Genomic DNA, 15,551 nt, shown 5'->3' on the forward strand with positions numbered 1-15,551 from the left:
GCCACTGGGTTTTTCAAAGCCTTCATGTTATATCTTCCTCATTATTGTTACTCAATCGGCATCGGATGGCATTATGGCATATTGGTTATTTAAAACTGAACCAGATACCTTTTCTATTGACACGCTTCGAACCCAAAAGGTTTCATGTTGGGAGGGAGTTCGTAATTATCAGGCGCGCAATATGATGCGTGACCAAGTGAAGGTGGGCGATTTAGTCCTGATTTACCACTCTTCTTGTAAACATGTTGGCGTGGCAGGTATTGCTAAAGTTGTGAGAGAAGCCTATCCCGATCATTTCCAATTCGATCCCGAAAGCGATTATTACGATCCAAAGTCAGACCCAGACAACCCGCGTTGGATTATGGTAGATGTCGAGTTTGTACGTAAAACGGCGCGAGTGATTCCGTTGTCGGTGATGAAAGCGATGCCAGAACTTGAGAACATGCCGTTGGTGAAACGTGGAAATCGCTTGTCGATTATGCCCGTGACAGAAGAAGAATGGGACGCGATTCTTGGCAAAGAGAAGCTGCCAAGTCAGCGATAAAAGAAAAGGGCTGCGAATGTGCAGCCCTTCATTATTTGGAGTATTGAAGCTTACAGCAAGTGTTCTTGTAGGTAGTGTGCAACCGCATCTTCTGCATTGCTGCCAATCACTTCATTATTTGGTAGAGCTTTCATCACTTTTTCGTGTGATGTACCCATAACTAGCCCTTTACCTGCCATCGACAGCATTTCTACGTCATTCATGCCATCACCAAATGCTACGCAGTTTTCTAACGTGAGGTCGAGTTTTTTCGCTACCGCTTCAAGAGCATGACCTTTAGACACGCCAGCGCTCATTACTTCCAAACACCAAGGCGTTGAAAATGCGATGTTCAGCTTATCACCAAACTGCTCACGTAGTTTGTTTTCAAATACGACCAAACGTTCGTGGTCTTCTCCTGGATGCGTGAAGAAAACTTTCGCAATACCGTCAGTTGGGGCGTGGTCTTCATCAAATAAGACGTAAGTGAATTCATCGTGGAAGTCACGTAACGTTTCATCATCCTTGTTCATCAACCAGCTATCATTTTGATACATGTGAATAAGTATTTCTTGATCATGTTTGATCGTGTCGATCACGCCTTGTACCAGTTCCGCAGGGACATTCTCGCTGTACATTAGCTGATCTTCCTGGTCATGCACTCGGGCACCATTCGACGTGATCATATAAGCTGGAATGCCAACTTGGCGACGGATGCTCGCAACGTCTACGTGGTGACGGCCGGTTGCAAAGACAAAGGTATAACCCTTTTCATGCAGCGCTTTTAGCGTCTCTTTTGAGTAAGCACTGAGCTGATGGTTAGGTGCGAGTAACGTGCCATCCAGATCAGAGGCAACGATTTTGGTGATCTCTTTGCAAAGTAGCGATGTGCTCATGAAGTCCTCGTAAACGGTTTGGATAGTGTGGAACAGGTGAATTGCAAACGGAGTACAGCAGACTGACTAGATCGTACTGCTCCGAATGCGGGGGAACTTGGGCTCATAGCACTATGCGGTTAAACACAGTGTCAAAGTAGCCAAGTTCAAGCAGTGTACGCCAAAATGAGGATGAAAAAGAGGGTAAATCGATGTGTAGACATTTCCTCTTTAATCTTAGTCGTGAAATGGTCGCCTAGAGTTCTTATTGTGCTTGTTCGTTTGATGGCGATTTAGGGTCATTCATAAAGCGGAAAATCGCATCGAGCGCTTGATTACGATACTTGTCGGTCTCGAATAAGATTTCATGCTGTGCGCCTTCGATGGAAAGCAGCTCCGCGTGCGGGTTGGTTTTCCGCAATTTATCAATAAAACGCTTTTGCGCGAGGTTGCTAACAATCCGATCGTTTCCGGCTTGGATTAGGATTACTGGTATTTTGACTTGGCGAGTTAATAAAAAGCACTGCTTAGCGGCCATGAGCCCTTGCCAAACCCAGCGAGTGCTTGGCCCACCGACTTGCAGTTCCGGTTTTTCCGTATATAGGTTTCGGAACCATTGGTAGCGGCCGTAACTTTGGCTAAGTGGGTTATCTTCAAAGGGCTTAGGGAAGTAGGCCTGATGTCCTGGTGCATAGCGTGGCAAAGTCGATACCGCTGACATAATTTGTGTGACCGGAATCGCTATTGGTGATAGGTACCATGGCAGGTTAATGCCAAACATGGGCGCACTTAGAATCAAACCAGTAAAAGGGTGTTCTGGGTGAGTTTGCAGGTAACGTGTGGCGATCGCGCCGCCCATAGAGTGCGCGATGATGAAGCATTGTTGATATTCGCTAAGGTCGTGTTTTTTTACGACGATGTCCATATCATCAATATAATCAGTAAAGTCATAGACGTGACCCATATCTGAGTCAGATAATAAACGATCTGATAAACCTTGTCCGCGGTGGTCAAAGGAATAGACATCGAAACCTTGGCGGTAGAGATCGTAAAACAGCTCTTGGTATTTCCAGGAAGACTCAATGCGTCCATTTACGATGAGCACGGCTTTTTTATGCTCTGGGTTGGTTAGCTTGCACCAGTAAATGTTCTTTTTCTCAGTCCCTTTAACAAAGCCCTCTTGGCGAGTTTGCCAAAGTGCTGCGATCGGACCACCAATTGCTTGCTCAAATAATGTCTCTTGAGTATAAGTCAAAGGTGAATGGTTAGTCGCCATTAGTTGATTACCTGAAGATACGTTGTTTACGCGATGTATCATCGAAGAATTAGTGAGGAAATGCAATGGATACCCATGTCTGGTTAGCTTATGTAGTAACAGCAATCGTTTTTAGTTTGGCTCCGGGCTCTGGCACGGTGAACTCAATCAGTAATGGTTTGAGTTACGGTACCCGTAAATCACTGGGTGCCATTATTGGCTTACAAATTGGTTTAGTTATCCACATCGCGCTGGTGGGGGCGGGTATTGGTGCGCTTGTCGCGCAGTCAGCAACCGCATTTTCTGTCATTAAATGGGTTGGTGCCGCTTATCTGGTTTGGTTGGGGATTCAGAAATGGCGCGATACATCAAGCTTAGTCGCAGCTGAAAACCACAACGAGATGTCAGGCACGGCGCTGTTGTACAAGGCAGTGTTGATTAACCTCACCAACCCTAAATCGATTGTTTTTCTGGTGGCGTTGTTCCCGCAGTTTATTGACCCGGCAAAAGACCAAATCACGCAACTGTTGGTGCTTGGCGTCACTACAGTCGTGATTGATGCGTGTGTAATGTTGGGTTACACGAGCTTGGCAGCACAAATGGGACGCTTTATTCGCTCCGATAAAATCATGGGAAAAATAAACAAAGTATTCGGTTCAATGTTCATGGGTTGTGGTGCATTATTAGCAGCTGCAAAGTCATAAGCCATTTATAGGTCCTTCTTTAGCATGAATACAACGTATGTCGCTCGCCAGCCGATCTTTAACCGAAAAAGACAGACGCTGGGTTATGAATTGTTGTTTCGAGACGGGGAGAGTAACGCATACCCTTCACATATTGATTCAAATCGAGCGACATACCGACTGATCGTCGAAAACTTCCTATCACTGGGTACTAACCCAGTGATTGCCTCTTCAAGATGCTTTATTAACTTTCCTCATCAAAGCTTGGTGCGACGTTTGCCGCGCAGTTTGCCGAAAAACAAAATTGTCATCGAAGTGTTGGAAACGTGCCAACCTACGGATGAGCTTCTTGATGCGATTCGTGAGTTTTATCGAGAAGGTTACTTGATCGCTTTGGATGACTTCACCCTAACACCAGAATGGCGTCGTTTTTTGCCATATGTGCATATTGTGAAGCTCGACATTATGGCGATGGGGCTCGAAAAGGCCTGTGAACTGGTCAAAACACACCTGGCCAAACGCGTCAAATACCACTTTTTAGCAGAACGTGTTGAAACCGCAGAAGAGTTTGAGCAAGCGAAAGCGGCTGGCTTTAAATTTTTCCAAGGTTATTTTTTTAGCAAGCCACTCGTCTCGCAGACTAAATACGTCAGTCCTGAGCAAGTGTTGGCATTGCAACTGTTTCGTGAAGTTTGTGCTCCTGAGCCTGACTTTACTCGTATCGAGTCCATCATTACGCAAGATGTCGCGTTGTCATATAAATTATTGCGTTTTGTAAATACGCAAGCGCCGAATTTGGCTGTCGAAATCAGCTCTTTTCGTCAGGCATTGATTTATCTTGGCCAGGATAACCTTAAGCAGTTTGTCTCTTTGGTTGTGGCATCGTATATCTCCAGTAACAAGCCTCGAGAGCTGTATCACCTTTCATTGCAACGAGCTCAATTTTGCCAATTGATGTCGCGCTATCAGCCATTCTCTCACCTCAACGAGCAAGGTTTCATGGTTGGTTTGCTGTCGATTCTAGATGCGCTGCTGGATCTTTCGGTGGAATCTTTAGTTAGGCAGTTACCGCTTAGTCATTCAGTACAACAAGCGCTATTACATCGCAAAGGGGTTTATGGTGCACTTATTTCCCTCGAAGAGTGCTACGAGCGTGCCGATTGGTCAGGGGTTGAAAAAATCACGATGCAATTGGGGTTGCCTTTAGAGGAAGTGAAGCTCTCCTTAGGTGAAGCGGCTCGCTGGAGTCAAAGCATCGCGACTGCATAATTTCTTGTCTTATCTTTTATCTCTTTGAATCTCTCTCTTTACAATCAAGCTGTTCGTTAGATGTGAAACTTTTATGACGATGGACGGTTTCCTCTTGACGATATATCTTAATTAAATAAACATATACGCATATCCATATATAGGTATGTTCATTATGCTTCCACATCAGTTTTTTAAGCTGTTATCCGATGAAACACGCGTACGTTGTTTAATGCTCGTGGCCCGTGAAGGTGAAACTTGCGTTGGTGATTTGGCGTTTGCTCTACAAGAGAGCCAGCCGAAAGTTTCTCGTCATCTTGCTCAGTTACGATCCAGTGGCATCTTGGTGGATAAACGCCAAGGACAATGGGTGTATTACGAGTTATCACAGCAATTACCAGGTTGGATGCGAAAGTTAATTGAAGACTTAGTGGCATCAAACTGTTTGAAGCAGGAATACCAAGACGACATCACACGCTTACACGATAAAAGTCGTGAGGCTTGCTGTTAACAGCGAATAGAGATTCAAGGTAGAAGATTAGAGGGTAAAACTATGACAATTAAAGTAGGAATTAATGGCTTTGGCCGAATTGGTCGCTTAGCGCTGCGAGCGGCATTTGATTGGCCAGAATTGGAGTTTGTGTTAATCAACGATGTCGCAGGTGACGCCGCTACGCTTGGTCACTTATTAGAATTCGATTCAGTGCAAGGTCGTTGGCATCATGGAGTTCAGGTCGAAGGCAGTGAGCTCGTCATCAACGGCAAGCGTGTCGCCACGACTCAACAACGCGATATCGATGCGGTGAACTGGTCTGATTGTGATGTTGTGATTGAAGCGACAGGCGTACATCGCAAAACATCATTCCTAAACAAATACCTAGAGCAAGGCGTGAAACGTGTCGTGGTAAGCGCACCTGTGAAAGAAGAAGGTATTGCGAACATTGTGGTGGGCGTGAACGACCATATTTTCGACCCTGAAAAACATCGTATCGTGACAGCAGCTTCGTGTACGACTAACTGTATCGCACCTGTGGTTAAAGTCATTCATGAGAAATTGGGTATCGAACAATCTTCTTTTACGACCATTCACGACCTGACGAATACGCAAACTATTTTGGATGCGCCACACAAAGATCTACGCCGTGCAAGAGCATGCGGCATGAGCCTTATCCCGACCACGACGGGTAGCGCGAAGGCGATTGTCGAAATTTTCCCAGAATTAAAAGACAAAATTAATGGTCATGCGGTTCGCGTACCTCTAGCAAACGCATCGTTAACAGACATCATTTTTGATGTGAAGCGTGATACCACAGCAGAAGAAGTGAATGCACTGTTAAAAGAAGCATCTGAAGGTGATTTGAAAGGCATCCTTGGCTTCGAAGAGCGTCCTTTAGTTTCTATCGATTATAAAGGCGACCAACGTTCAACCATCGTTGATGCGCAATCAACCATGGTTGTGGGTTCTCGTATGGTTAAGATTTACGCTTGGTACGATAACGAAATGGGTTATGCAACGCGCACAGCAGAGCTGGTTCGTAACGTTGGTTTGGCTTAAAAAGGGGGTCACAATGTCTCATCCTACATGGCAATTAGATTTGGACTCCGGTGCTTTAATCTTAACACCGTGCCCAGGAACGAAAGGTGTCGATTTGCATGCGTCGTTAGAACAGTTGAAAGAGCAGGGTGTTCAAGCGGTCGTTACTGCATTAGATGATAGTGAATTAGCTGCGAAGAATGTCTCTGCATTGGGTGAAGCCACTCAGCAACTGGGTATGAAATGGTTCCAGATCGAGATTGAAGACGACTGCGCACCAAATGAAGAATTTGCGACGAAGTGGCAACAAGCCAGTCCGGAACTGCACGCGATTCTTGCTCAAGGTGGCAAAGTTGCGATGCATTGTATGGGTGGTTCGGGGCGCACAGGTTTGTTCGCTGCTCACCTACTCCTAGAAAAGGAATGGCAGTTAGAAGATATCGTGCGAGAAGTGCAGGCATTGCGCCCTGGTGCATTTACAAAACCTGTGCAAGTTGAGTACATCGAACGCGTGGCTCAAGACGCTTGATCAGCTTAAATAGCTTTTGGTTCATTATGATCCAAAAGCTAAATTCGAGCTTCTTCAGGATACGACTGTTTACAAAAAATGCCATTAACATTAACTAATGCATTGCTTTTAAAGTGTATTTTTCTTTTTATTGATGTTGGGGCATTTTTTGAAAATCACAGCAACATTGTATTGGTCAATGTTGCTGTACAGGTTAGGAAGTATTTAGAACATGATGATCTAAATACTTCTATCGCTGTACATATGAGGTCAATATGATTTCTCAATTAAGCAAAAGTATTCGTCAGTACATGTTAGTGACGTTTAACTATTGGAACTTTACGGTGACCGATGGCGCACTGCGTATGCTGGTGGTGCTCTATTTTCATGACTTAGGTTATTCCACGTTAGCTATTGCCTCACTGTTTCTTTTCTATGAATTTTTTGGTGTGGTGACAAACCTGGTTGGTGGTTGGCTGGGCGCAAGGTTAGGCCTAAATAAAACCATGAACATTGGTTTAGCGATGCAAGTGTTTGCGTTGCTGATGCTCGCATTACCAAATGCATGGCTGACCATTCCTTGGGTGATGGCAGCGCAAGCTCTGTCGGGGATTGCCAAAGATCTGAACAAAATGAGTGCTAAGAGCGCGATTAAAACGCTAGTACCAGACGAACAGCAAGGTGCGCTCTACAAATGGGTAGCGATTTTAACTGGCTCGAAGAATGCACTCAAAGGAGCGGGCTTTTTTGTTGGCGGCTTGCTGCTGTCTTGGGTGGGTTTTCAAAACTCGATGTTTATTATGGCGGGTGTACTTACATTAGTGTTTATTTGCAGCATGATCTGGCTAGAAGCGGACATGGGTAAAGCAAAGAGTAAACCTAAGTTTCGCCAAATATTCTCCAAGTCTGAATCGATAAACATTTTATCCGCAGCTCGCATGTTCTTGTTTGGTGCTCGTGATGTGTGGTTTGTCGTTGCTCTGCCTATTTATCTTGGTAGCGTGTTTGGCTGGGATCACTTGTGGGTTGGTAGCTTTCTCGCTGCGTGGGTCATTGCTTATGGAGTTGTGCAAGGCTTTGCGCCGCGTATTACTGGCAAAGCGCAAGGTCGTGTGCCTGATGGTAGTGCAGCATTGGTGTGGGCAGGAGTCCTAGCGTTAATTACGGCTGGTATTGCTTATGGTGTGCAAATCGGTTGGCAGCCTGAATTGGTGATTGTGGTAGGTTTGATGATTTTTGGCGCTGTGTTTGCCATTAACTCTTCGCTGCACTCGTACTTGATAGTGAGCTACGCTAAAGGCGATGGCGTCTCGTTGGATGTTGGTTTTTACTACATGGCCAATGCGATGGGACGTTTGATTGGCACGGTATTATCGGGTTGGATCTACCAAGAGGCTGGTCTTGCAGCGTGCTTATGGGTTTCTTTTGCTTTCTTGGCACTGACGACGCTGATTTCAATTAAGTTGCCAAAAGCTAATGTTGCTACTGCGTAACTACCCCCAGTATCGCTATCTGTAGATGGTATAAATGGCTCCAAATCGGAGCCATTTTTGTTTCTTATGCGCCGTTTGCTGTAATCAGATTGTGTCGGTTTGGCATCGAGAGTGAATACTGATGCTTGGTTTTTGGTTCTCGTTAAGTGATTAGAGTGGTGATGAAATCTCCGTTGTAGGTCATTGTTGAGTTAAAAATAAGCAAAAACAGATTGTTAACCATTTCACTGGTTGAGATTTACCCTATGCTATAAACGATAAGCGACTCAAAGTAGGGAAAGGTATGAGAGAAAGGGTTCTGTTTTTTGATTTATTGCGCTGCTTCGCAGCGGTAGCAGTGATCGCCATTCACGTCTTGGCACCGTATCGAAATGAGTTAGGAGTGATTCCATTTGACCAATGGCTGACAGCGGTAGGCGTGAATAGCGTAACCCGCTGGGCAGTGCCAGTTTTTATTTTGATCACCGGAGCGCTAATGCTCAGTGACACTCGACCATTTGACGGTAAGTATTATATCAAAAGGCGTTTGGGCAAAGTTTTAGTTCCATTTCTTATTTGGTCGATGTTTTATGCATACCTTTCAGGTTGGACTTCTCAAGGCTTTGATTTTGAAACCGTAAAAGAGGTATTAAGCAATAGCCCATTCCACGCAACGTATTACCATCTCGGCTTTTTCTATTACTTTATACCACTGTATTTTGTGATTCCGCTGTTTCAATGGATGGTACGCAACGTGGATGACAACGTCTTGTATACCTATCTCGCATTTTGGCTTTTCACCAGCACACTGTTCTTGTTCAAGATTGATGGCCCGTGGAGTAATCAGATGTGGCTTTATATGGGTTACCTTCCACTGGGGTATGTTTTATTTCAAAAGGTACCTTTGAATCGCTCTATGGTGACCTTATTTGTTGGGCTAGGACTCGTGGCGTTGGCAGTGACCTTTACGATGGTTGTGACAAATAGCTTAGAGGCGGAGAAGTATACGGTTGGGCGCTGGCTCTCTTATAAAACACTGAATGTGATTCTAGCGGCTTCGATGATTTTTATGATCGGGCGTTACTTTGGTGAAGGCTTATCACCAAAAGTACAAAAAGTGGTTAGTGTGATCAGTCAGCACAGCTTAGGGATTTACTTACTTCACCCTATTTTCTTATGGCCGATGAAAGAGTTCGGTTGGTACACAGGACATCCTGCGTGGGTGATTCCAGTCTGGATCGTTCTAAGTGGAGCTGGAGCCTTGGCGATGAGCTATCTCTTTTCTCGTTCTGCCAAGACTCGTTGGTTACTGCCTTAACGTTTGATAGCGAAGTGAAGGAACTTGTTGCCGCGATAGGTCAGTGTTCCCTTATCTCCAGGGTTGAGTGCATGGTAGTAATGCACTCCAATTTGGAATTCACGCTTTGGACCGATAGAACCACGTTGAACGTAAATCCAATACTCTTGATCGTCTTGACCTGGTGGTGCGTTTGGTATGTCTATCGCTTGTTTATCTAAAATCGTTACCTGCGCGCTTTGCTCTGGAGCGTCTTCGCCCACATAGTGCTTACTATAAAAACGGAAAAACACCCACGCGCCCAAGGCAATAAGGGCGAATAGGGCGACAATAAGTGAGATTGGCATATTAACCTCCAATGTTTTATCGGGTCCCATTCTACAGAACTCGCTGACGAAACGATGAGTTGAGGTAACTTATTCATAATCTAATGAAAGGGATATGGAGATTATTCGGCGCACTTCACGATTTATCTTAATGATGCACGATGAAATCGTCGCTTCATCTGCAAGCGAAGTCACTAAAGCTGAACTAAGCGGCTTTCACTTGTTAGGCTATATGCGCTCAAGGGCACAAATTGAAAGTAAAATTGCACTTAACGGCTCGAAAAAGCTCTAAATTTATAGAAGAATAAAAATAATGAACATAGGAAGGGTCTGGTAAGGAGGGTTACGATGTCAGATATTGAAAAAGTAGTCATGCGTACCCGAACGATCGAAAAACTTTTGCGTACTCAGTACCATGCAGAAGGGAAAGGGTTGCACCAACTTATTAATAGTTGTGAAGAACGTTTACCGCATGACGTGATAGCAAAGCTTCGATTCATCGCAACCGTGCGTAACAAAGTGGTGCACGAAGACGATTACAAGCTGGATGATCGTAAAGGCTTTATGGCGGCATGTGATGCTTGTGAAAAAGAGCTGACACCAAGAAGCTCTCGCTTTATTTGGCGTACAGCAATTTTGCTAATGACGTTGATTACGCTGGCCGCTCTTGGTTTCTACTATATGCACTGGGATATTTTGTCTAAGCACATTCAGTAGAGCTATACAGATAAATAAAAAAGGACGCATTTGCGTCCTTTTTTATTTTAAATCATTGGGTTAGTACATCATTGGCAGTGTCATTAAACCCACAACCACTGCAATCATAACCAGCCCTTGTTTTTGAGAAGATGAAATCATAACACTACCCCTTAATCTTTGATGAACTCGATGAATTTAATATAGCACTGTTTTTGGGGTTTGATCAACATATGCTCGTTAATCTTTTCAAAAACCACACTTAACTTGTCTGGTTTTACATGATTCTGACTAATGAAACTATGTTTTTTGTGCTGTGTTTAAAGTGTTCACATTGTTTTATTTCTATCCTTTTTTGTTTTAAGTGTATGATTTTATAATGTTAAATGGTTTGTGATGTTGGCTTTGTAATTGTTTTTTGTTTCGAATGGTATGTTGGGTGTTTATTTTGTCTGTATTTCTCAAAAATTGAGAAAATTAAAAAATGTGCTATGAGGTTGCATCGTCAAATCGAAAGCATGGAGTGAGATTTTCTTACCTTATGAGAAAATATGGGCTTCAAAAGTGTTTAGTGATTTTATGGTTTATGAAGTCCGCACTTTTATCTGTTATTGAAATTATGGTTTTATTTATCATTGACTTACTTTTCTTGTCTGATGTTTTTTTTACTGAATTAAGGTCGGTTTTCTTAGTTTTTACCCCTAGTCATCAGTGGTTTCTCCTCTCTTAGAGCGCTACTAAGACTATTTTCTATTTTGTGTCTGTTATTTATTCTTGTTGCCTGCATTACATACATCCTGGTGGTTTAATCGTCAGTTTGTGAAATGGCGGCTTACCTGGAGCACTTATCTGTTTTTCAGTTAAATAGTTTTAGAAAGCGTTGGTTATTGTGTCGTGTGATTTGATGGGTTCGGCTGATGAGCAAAGCTTGGCCCCAATGTTTAGTGGCATCATTCAGGCTCATCGGCTTTATTATTACGTAGGCTGAGGGTTACAAAATGTTTCGAATCGCTAGCGAGATCCAACTTTCGTAGATTGTGTCTTTACATCAAAACTGGTCTACCTAGACTAGCGGCGAGTTTAAGTAAAAGGTGTATACTGCATGTGGAGTTGGCTGGCGATAGGGCTATCAGGTGTGTATTCCGTGTTGGGAGCAAAGCAAGCTAACCCGACACAATCCCTCGTGTTTAAAATCTTTACTCTGCTACTTCTTCTTGTGTTGGTGTTAACTCAAGGTGCATCCGCAACATATACCTACTGGATTGCGGGTGGGCTTATTGTGTCTATGGTGGCAGATACGCTGCACTCGTTTAAAACTCGTAAGCTAATCTATTTTACGGCTTATCTGGTTGCCCAGGTATGCTACAGCAAGTCATTTTGGGTGCAGCTTAATGGTGAGATTGTCTGGTGGCTGTTGGCCCTGCTGCTTGCAGCGAGTATCGTGGCGTTCTTTTTGTTGCTACCTCAACTCGACTCTCTGGTATTCCCCGTTGTGATCATGGGGATGATGCTGGTTCAACTTGCTTGGGCAGCCGGTGAAGTTTGGTTACAAGTGCCGAGTTACGCCAATGCTATCGGTTTTAGCGGAACCTTAGTTCTGATCTATTCGGCGCTGGCATACGCGATACACGGTTATCGAAAACCGATGAAACACGCCTATTTGTGGGTGAGTGGCAGTTACTTTTTTGCTCATGCCCTCATTGTTGCCTCAATCATTTACTAATTTAAGTCAAAGCAGCTCTTGAGGATTTCAGTAAACTGAACGCATTGTTCTTAATAACTGGAGTCAATAATGAGTGAAATCCATGCTCACGAGCTGCTAAACCTACTTAGAGAAACGCCAATGGATCGCGAAGCCCTCACACAGCACTTTGGCGCTAGCGTTCGCTTTCACACCTGTAAACTGAATGATCTAGACTTAGATGCATTACTAGCATTTTTGCTCAAGCGCGACAAAATTCGTGAGCTTGAAGGTAAGTTTGTGGTCAATATGGCGCGAGTTTGCAATCACTAAACGGCGGCTAAGATCGAGGATGAATATGGTGTTTTCGCCCTCAGTCATATACTCATGTTGTCAGTTTGCTATACACTGGCCGCCATTTTTTAGGTGAGGCCAGAATATGGACATTCTTTCGGCAGCGACCATGCTGTTTCTAATCATGGACCCTCTCGGTAACTTGCCGATTGTGTTGTCTATTCTCAAACATATCGATCCCAAGCGTCGTCGTAAGGTATTGATTCGTGAACTACTGTTTGCCTTACTGATCTTGATGCTGTTTCTGTTTGCAGGACAAAGCATCTTAAGTTTTTTGCATGTCCAGCCAGAAACGCTCAGCATTTCAGGTGGCATTATTCTCTTCATTATTGCGATTAAGATGATTTTCCCGAGTGCTGGCAGCATCACTGGACTGGCAGCAGGCGAGGAGCCCTTTATTGTTCCGATGGCCATTCCTATGATCGCGGGCCCTTCAGTGATTGCAGCCTTGCTTTTACTGTCTTCGCAACATCCAGAGAAAATGTTGGAAATGTCAGCATCAGTCGTAATTGCGTGGGGCGCAACATTTTTTATACTGATGTTTTATGGCTTCTTTAATCGCTTGTTGGGTGAACGTGGCTTGAAGGCGGTAGAACGCTTAATGGGCTTGTTACTGGTGATGATCTCCACTCAAATGTTCTTGGATGGTGTAAAAAGTTACATTGGGTGACGAACGAAACGCAGAAAAAAAGCCGCTCACAAGAGCGGCTTTTTCGTATCTGAGCGATTACATCATGTGTTTACGACGAATATCGAGTAGGGCAAAAATACCAAAAATCAGGATTGAATATTTTTCCCAACTGCTCATTTTTATTTTGTCGCCAAATGCACCAATGAAGATGGCCATTTGTAAACCGTGCATGATGAACAAAAAAGCGGTCATGATGTAAAGCGCAATCGCGGCATTGCCGGGGAAGGGCATAAAAATATTTAGGATTAATACTAACCAAACAAAGGCGATAGCCGCTTTGGCCAGCATAATTAGTGCTTTCATTTAAGTATCCTTTTAAATCGAGGCGTTATGCGGAGGTACGTTCGTACAGACGATAGCTCACTTGGCCTGCTGTTTTTTCTCGATGTAATTGCCAGTTTTCTGGTAAGTCGGCAATATTGAGTTCTTTTTCTGTTTCAATATAAATCATCGCATCTTCCGCGAGCCAGCCATTTTGTTCTAGCAGAGCCACGGTCTCATCCAATAGGCCTTTGCGAAACGGTGGGTCAATAAACACCACATGATGAGCAGAACCCGGTTGCTTCAAAAAACTCAGTGCGTCGGTATTTACCACTTGGATGTTGTTCGCGTTAAGAGAGGCAACATTCTTTTGTAACTGTTGGAAAGCTTGTGGGTTTAGCTCAACCATGGTCACTTGCTCTGCTTGGCGCGAAGCTGACTCAAATCCCAAGCCGCCAGAGCCAGCAAACAAGTCGAGACATTTTGCCTGTGGTACATCTTGAGCTAACCAGTTAAACAGCGTTTCTTTGACGCGATCGGTCGTGGGGCGTAAGCCTTCAGCATCGTGTACAGGAAGTTTTCTGCCTCTCCATAAGCCACTAATAATGCGAACAAAGCCCGTTGTTGGCTTTTTTTGTGATGAGTTTTGCTGGCGACGTCTTACCATAGATTTTTTGACCGCTAATAAAGTGATACTATATCTAATCGCCCAAGCAATGAGCTTGGAGCTTGGATACAGCCCAGAATATTCAAGATGACAGAGTGTAACACTAATAAGATTAGAATTACCTAATCGGAAAGTTTTCAGAACTTTGTCATTAGCCTTTTTTAGACAGATAATAATCTTGTCAAAAAAGAGTCATTAATAGATAAAAGAACAATCTAGGATAGCCCCAGATGACGGAAAAAAAGAAGCGCGGATTACTTTCGTGGCTAGGTTTTGGTGACGAAGAACAAAGCCCAAAACCAAAAACTGAAGAAACAGTAAAAGAAGAAGCAGTGGAAGCGCCTTCTGAAGAGCAGCAAACCGAAGCGGTTGCTGAGCAAGCGGAAGCAACGCCAGAACTTGAAGAAGAAGAGAAACAATCAGAGGCTGCCCCAGCAGAAGCAGAAGCAGAAGCAGAAGCAGAAGCAGAAGCAGAAGCAGAAGCAGAAGCAGAGGAGCCAGAAGTCGTATCGGCCGCGCCTCGTGTTCAAGAACAAGAAAAACCAACAGAAAGCTTTTTTGCTCGTCTTAAACGCAGCCTAAGCCGAACAAAAGCAAATATTGGTGCTGGCTTCTTCGGTCTGTTCAGCGGTAAGAAAATCGATGAAGACTTATTTGAAGAGCTAGAAGAGCAACTGCTTATTGCTGATGTGGGCATGAATACCACAACAAAAATTATCAACAACCTGACAGAAAAAGCCACACGTGGCGATCTGAAAGACGGCGAAGCCCTTTATGGTTTGTTGAAAGAAGAAATGGCTGAGATTCTTTCTAAAGTCGAACAGCCACTAGAAATCGATAGCAACAAAACGCCTTACGTCATCTTGATGGTGGGTGTAAATGGCGTGGGTAAAACCACGACCATCGGTAAGCTTGCCAAGCAGTTCCAAACTCAAGGCAAAAAAGTGATGCTTGCAGCGGGAGATACTTTCCGTGCCGCAGCGGTTGAGCAGCTACAAGTGTGGGGTGAACGTAATAATGTTCCTGTGATTGCTCAACATACTGGCGCAGACAGTGCCTCTGTTATCTATGATGCGATTGAAGCGGCAAAAGCACGTGGTGTGGATGTGGTGATTGCTGATACAGCAGGTCGTCTACAGAACAAAGCGAACCTAATGGAAGAGCTGCGTAAGATTGTACGTGTGATGAAGAAAATTGATGACTCTGCACCACATGAGATCATGCTAACGCTTGACGCAGGTACAGGACAAAATGCCATTAGCCAAGCGAAACTTTTCAGTGATGTTGCCCCTCTAACCGGGATTACTTTGACTAAGCTGGATGGTACAGCCAAGGGCGGCGTAATTTTCGCTATCGCTGATCAGTTCGGTATTCCAATTCGTTACATTGGTGTGGGTGAAGGTATCGAAGACTTGCGTCCATTTGAAACTCAAGAGTTTATTGACGCACTGTTTAGTCGTGAAGAATAAAAAGAGTTAGA

The 15,551-nt window shown here is 44.1% G+C and carries 19 protein-coding genes; 14 read left to right on the forward strand and 5 right to left on the reverse strand.

Annotated elements, in window-relative coordinates; translation table 11 throughout:
* The first annotated feature begins 73 nt into the window (after positions 1-73).
* A complete protein-coding gene (locus tag R7Z78_RS23160; RefSeq protein ID WP_005378735.1) occupies positions 74-544 on the forward strand; it encodes an EVE domain-containing protein in 471 nt (156 codons plus the stop codon).
* A 50-nt stretch (positions 545-594) separates the two neighbouring features.
* Here the strand turns inward: R7Z78_RS23160 and R7Z78_RS23165 are convergent, their stop codons facing one another.
* Positions 595-1,419 carry a Cof-type HAD-IIB family hydrolase gene (locus tag R7Z78_RS23165; protein WP_104975679.1) on the reverse strand — a complete coding sequence of 275 codons (825 nt, stop codon included), beginning with the start codon at positions 1,417-1,419 and terminating at the stop codon, positions 595-597.
* Positions 1,420-1,663: 244 nt separating this feature from the next.
* A complete protein-coding gene (locus tag R7Z78_RS23170; RefSeq protein ID WP_005378733.1) occupies positions 1,664-2,674 on the reverse strand; it encodes an alpha/beta fold hydrolase in 1,011 nt (336 codons plus the stop codon).
* 65 nt (positions 2,675-2,739) lie between these two features.
* Here R7Z78_RS23170 and rhtB point away from each other — a divergent pair, with 65 nt between their 5' ends.
* From rhtB to R7Z78_RS23205, 7 genes are all read left to right on the forward strand, one after another.
* The gene (gene rhtB, locus R7Z78_RS23175) at positions 2,740-3,357 is read left to right on the forward strand and encodes a homoserine/homoserine lactone efflux protein (protein ID WP_005378732.1); all 618 of its coding nucleotides are present in this window, start codon (positions 2,740-2,742) and stop codon (positions 3,355-3,357) included.
* A 24-nt stretch (positions 3,358-3,381) separates the two neighbouring features.
* Complete coding sequence (locus tag R7Z78_RS23180; RefSeq protein WP_005378731.1) at positions 3,382-4,605, forward strand: EAL and HDOD domain-containing protein; 1,224 nt, start codon at positions 3,382-3,384, stop codon at positions 4,603-4,605.
* A gap of 154 nt (positions 4,606-4,759) precedes the next feature.
* Positions 4,760-5,095 carry a metalloregulator ArsR/SmtB family transcription factor gene (locus tag R7Z78_RS23185; RefSeq protein WP_005378730.1) on the forward strand — a complete coding sequence of 112 codons (336 nt, stop codon included), beginning with the start codon at positions 4,760-4,762 and terminating at the stop codon, positions 5,093-5,095.
* A gap of 42 nt (positions 5,096-5,137) precedes the next feature.
* Entirely contained in the window at positions 5,138-6,139 is a 1,002-nt protein-coding gene (locus R7Z78_RS23190; RefSeq protein ID WP_005383630.1) for an ArsJ-associated glyceraldehyde-3-phosphate dehydrogenase, read from the forward strand.
* 13 nt (positions 6,140-6,152) lie between these two features.
* Positions 6,153-6,647 carry a cyclin-dependent kinase inhibitor 3 family protein gene (locus R7Z78_RS23195; RefSeq protein ID WP_005383629.1) on the forward strand — a complete coding sequence of 165 codons (495 nt, stop codon included), beginning with the start codon at positions 6,153-6,155 and terminating at the stop codon, positions 6,645-6,647.
* A 254-nt stretch (positions 6,648-6,901) separates the two neighbouring features.
* A complete protein-coding gene (gene arsJ / locus R7Z78_RS23200) occupies positions 6,902-8,119 on the forward strand; it encodes an organoarsenical effux MFS transporter ArsJ (RefSeq protein ID WP_104975678.1) in 1,218 nt (405 codons plus the stop codon).
* 283 nt (positions 8,120-8,402) lie between these two features.
* The gene (locus R7Z78_RS23205; protein WP_017636080.1) at positions 8,403-9,416 is read left to right on the forward strand and encodes an acyltransferase; all 1,014 of its coding nucleotides are present in this window, start codon (positions 8,403-8,405) and stop codon (positions 9,414-9,416) included.
* Here R7Z78_RS23205 and R7Z78_RS23210 read toward each other — a convergent pair.
* Positions 9,413-9,742 (reverse strand): DUF2500 domain-containing protein, encoded by a 330-nt coding sequence (locus tag R7Z78_RS23210; protein ID WP_104975677.1) that lies wholly within the window; start codon positions 9,740-9,742, stop codon positions 9,413-9,415. The two genes, R7Z78_RS23205 and R7Z78_RS23210, sit on opposite strands and share 4 nt — an antisense overlap.
* Positions 9,743-9,836: 94 nt before the next feature.
* On the opposite strand from R7Z78_RS23210, the gene R7Z78_RS23215 reads away from it, so the two are divergent.
* The 5 genes from R7Z78_RS23215 to R7Z78_RS23235 all read left to right on the forward strand — a co-directional run bounded on the left by R7Z78_RS23215 (position 9,837) and on the right by R7Z78_RS23235 (position 13,122).
* Positions 9,837-10,013: a hypothetical protein gene (locus R7Z78_RS23215; RefSeq protein WP_192945248.1), complete on the forward strand. Its 177-nt coding sequence runs from the start codon at positions 9,837-9,839 to the stop codon at positions 10,011-10,013.
* 56 nt (positions 10,014-10,069) lie between these two features.
* Positions 10,070-10,438, forward strand: a complete 369-nt coding sequence (locus tag R7Z78_RS23220) for a hypothetical protein (protein WP_005378717.1) — start codon at positions 10,070-10,072, stop codon at positions 10,436-10,438.
* Between the two features lie 1,081 nt (positions 10,439-11,519).
* Entirely contained in the window at positions 11,520-12,140 is a 621-nt protein-coding gene (locus tag R7Z78_RS23225; protein ID WP_005389670.1) for a lysoplasmalogenase, read from the forward strand.
* A gap of 69 nt (positions 12,141-12,209) precedes the next feature.
* Positions 12,210-12,431: a YecH family metal-binding protein gene (locus tag R7Z78_RS23230; protein WP_005378711.1), complete on the forward strand. Its 222-nt coding sequence runs from the start codon at positions 12,210-12,212 to the stop codon at positions 12,429-12,431.
* A gap of 106 nt (positions 12,432-12,537) precedes the next feature.
* The gene (locus R7Z78_RS23235; protein ID WP_005389671.1) at positions 12,538-13,122 is read left to right on the forward strand and encodes a YhgN family NAAT transporter; all 585 of its coding nucleotides are present in this window, start codon (positions 12,538-12,540) and stop codon (positions 13,120-13,122) included.
* 57 nt (positions 13,123-13,179) lie between these two features.
* On the opposite strand, the gene R7Z78_RS23240 is transcribed toward R7Z78_RS23235, so the two are convergent.
* Both R7Z78_RS23240 and rsmD read right to left on the reverse strand, forming a co-directional pair.
* A complete protein-coding gene (locus R7Z78_RS23240) occupies positions 13,180-13,446 on the reverse strand; it encodes a DUF1145 domain-containing protein (RefSeq protein WP_005378704.1) in 267 nt (88 codons plus the stop codon).
* 25 nt (positions 13,447-13,471) lie between these two features.
* Positions 13,472-14,071, reverse strand: a complete 600-nt coding sequence (gene rsmD / locus R7Z78_RS23245) for a 16S rRNA (guanine(966)-N(2))-methyltransferase RsmD (protein ID WP_005378702.1) — start codon at positions 14,069-14,071, stop codon at positions 13,472-13,474.
* 230 nt (positions 14,072-14,301) lie between these two features.
* Between rsmD and ftsY the strand changes: the two genes are divergently transcribed.
* Positions 14,302-15,540: a signal recognition particle-docking protein FtsY gene (ftsY, locus tag R7Z78_RS23250; RefSeq protein WP_104975676.1), complete on the forward strand. Its 1,239-nt coding sequence runs from the start codon at positions 14,302-14,304 to the stop codon at positions 15,538-15,540.
* The last annotated feature ends 11 nt before the right edge of the window (positions 15,541-15,551 follow it).

Source organism: Vibrio sp. 1167 (genome assembly GCF_033340375.1).
GTDB classification, from domain to species: domain Bacteria; phylum Pseudomonadota; class Gammaproteobacteria; order Enterobacterales; family Vibrionaceae; genus Vibrio; species Vibrio alginolyticus.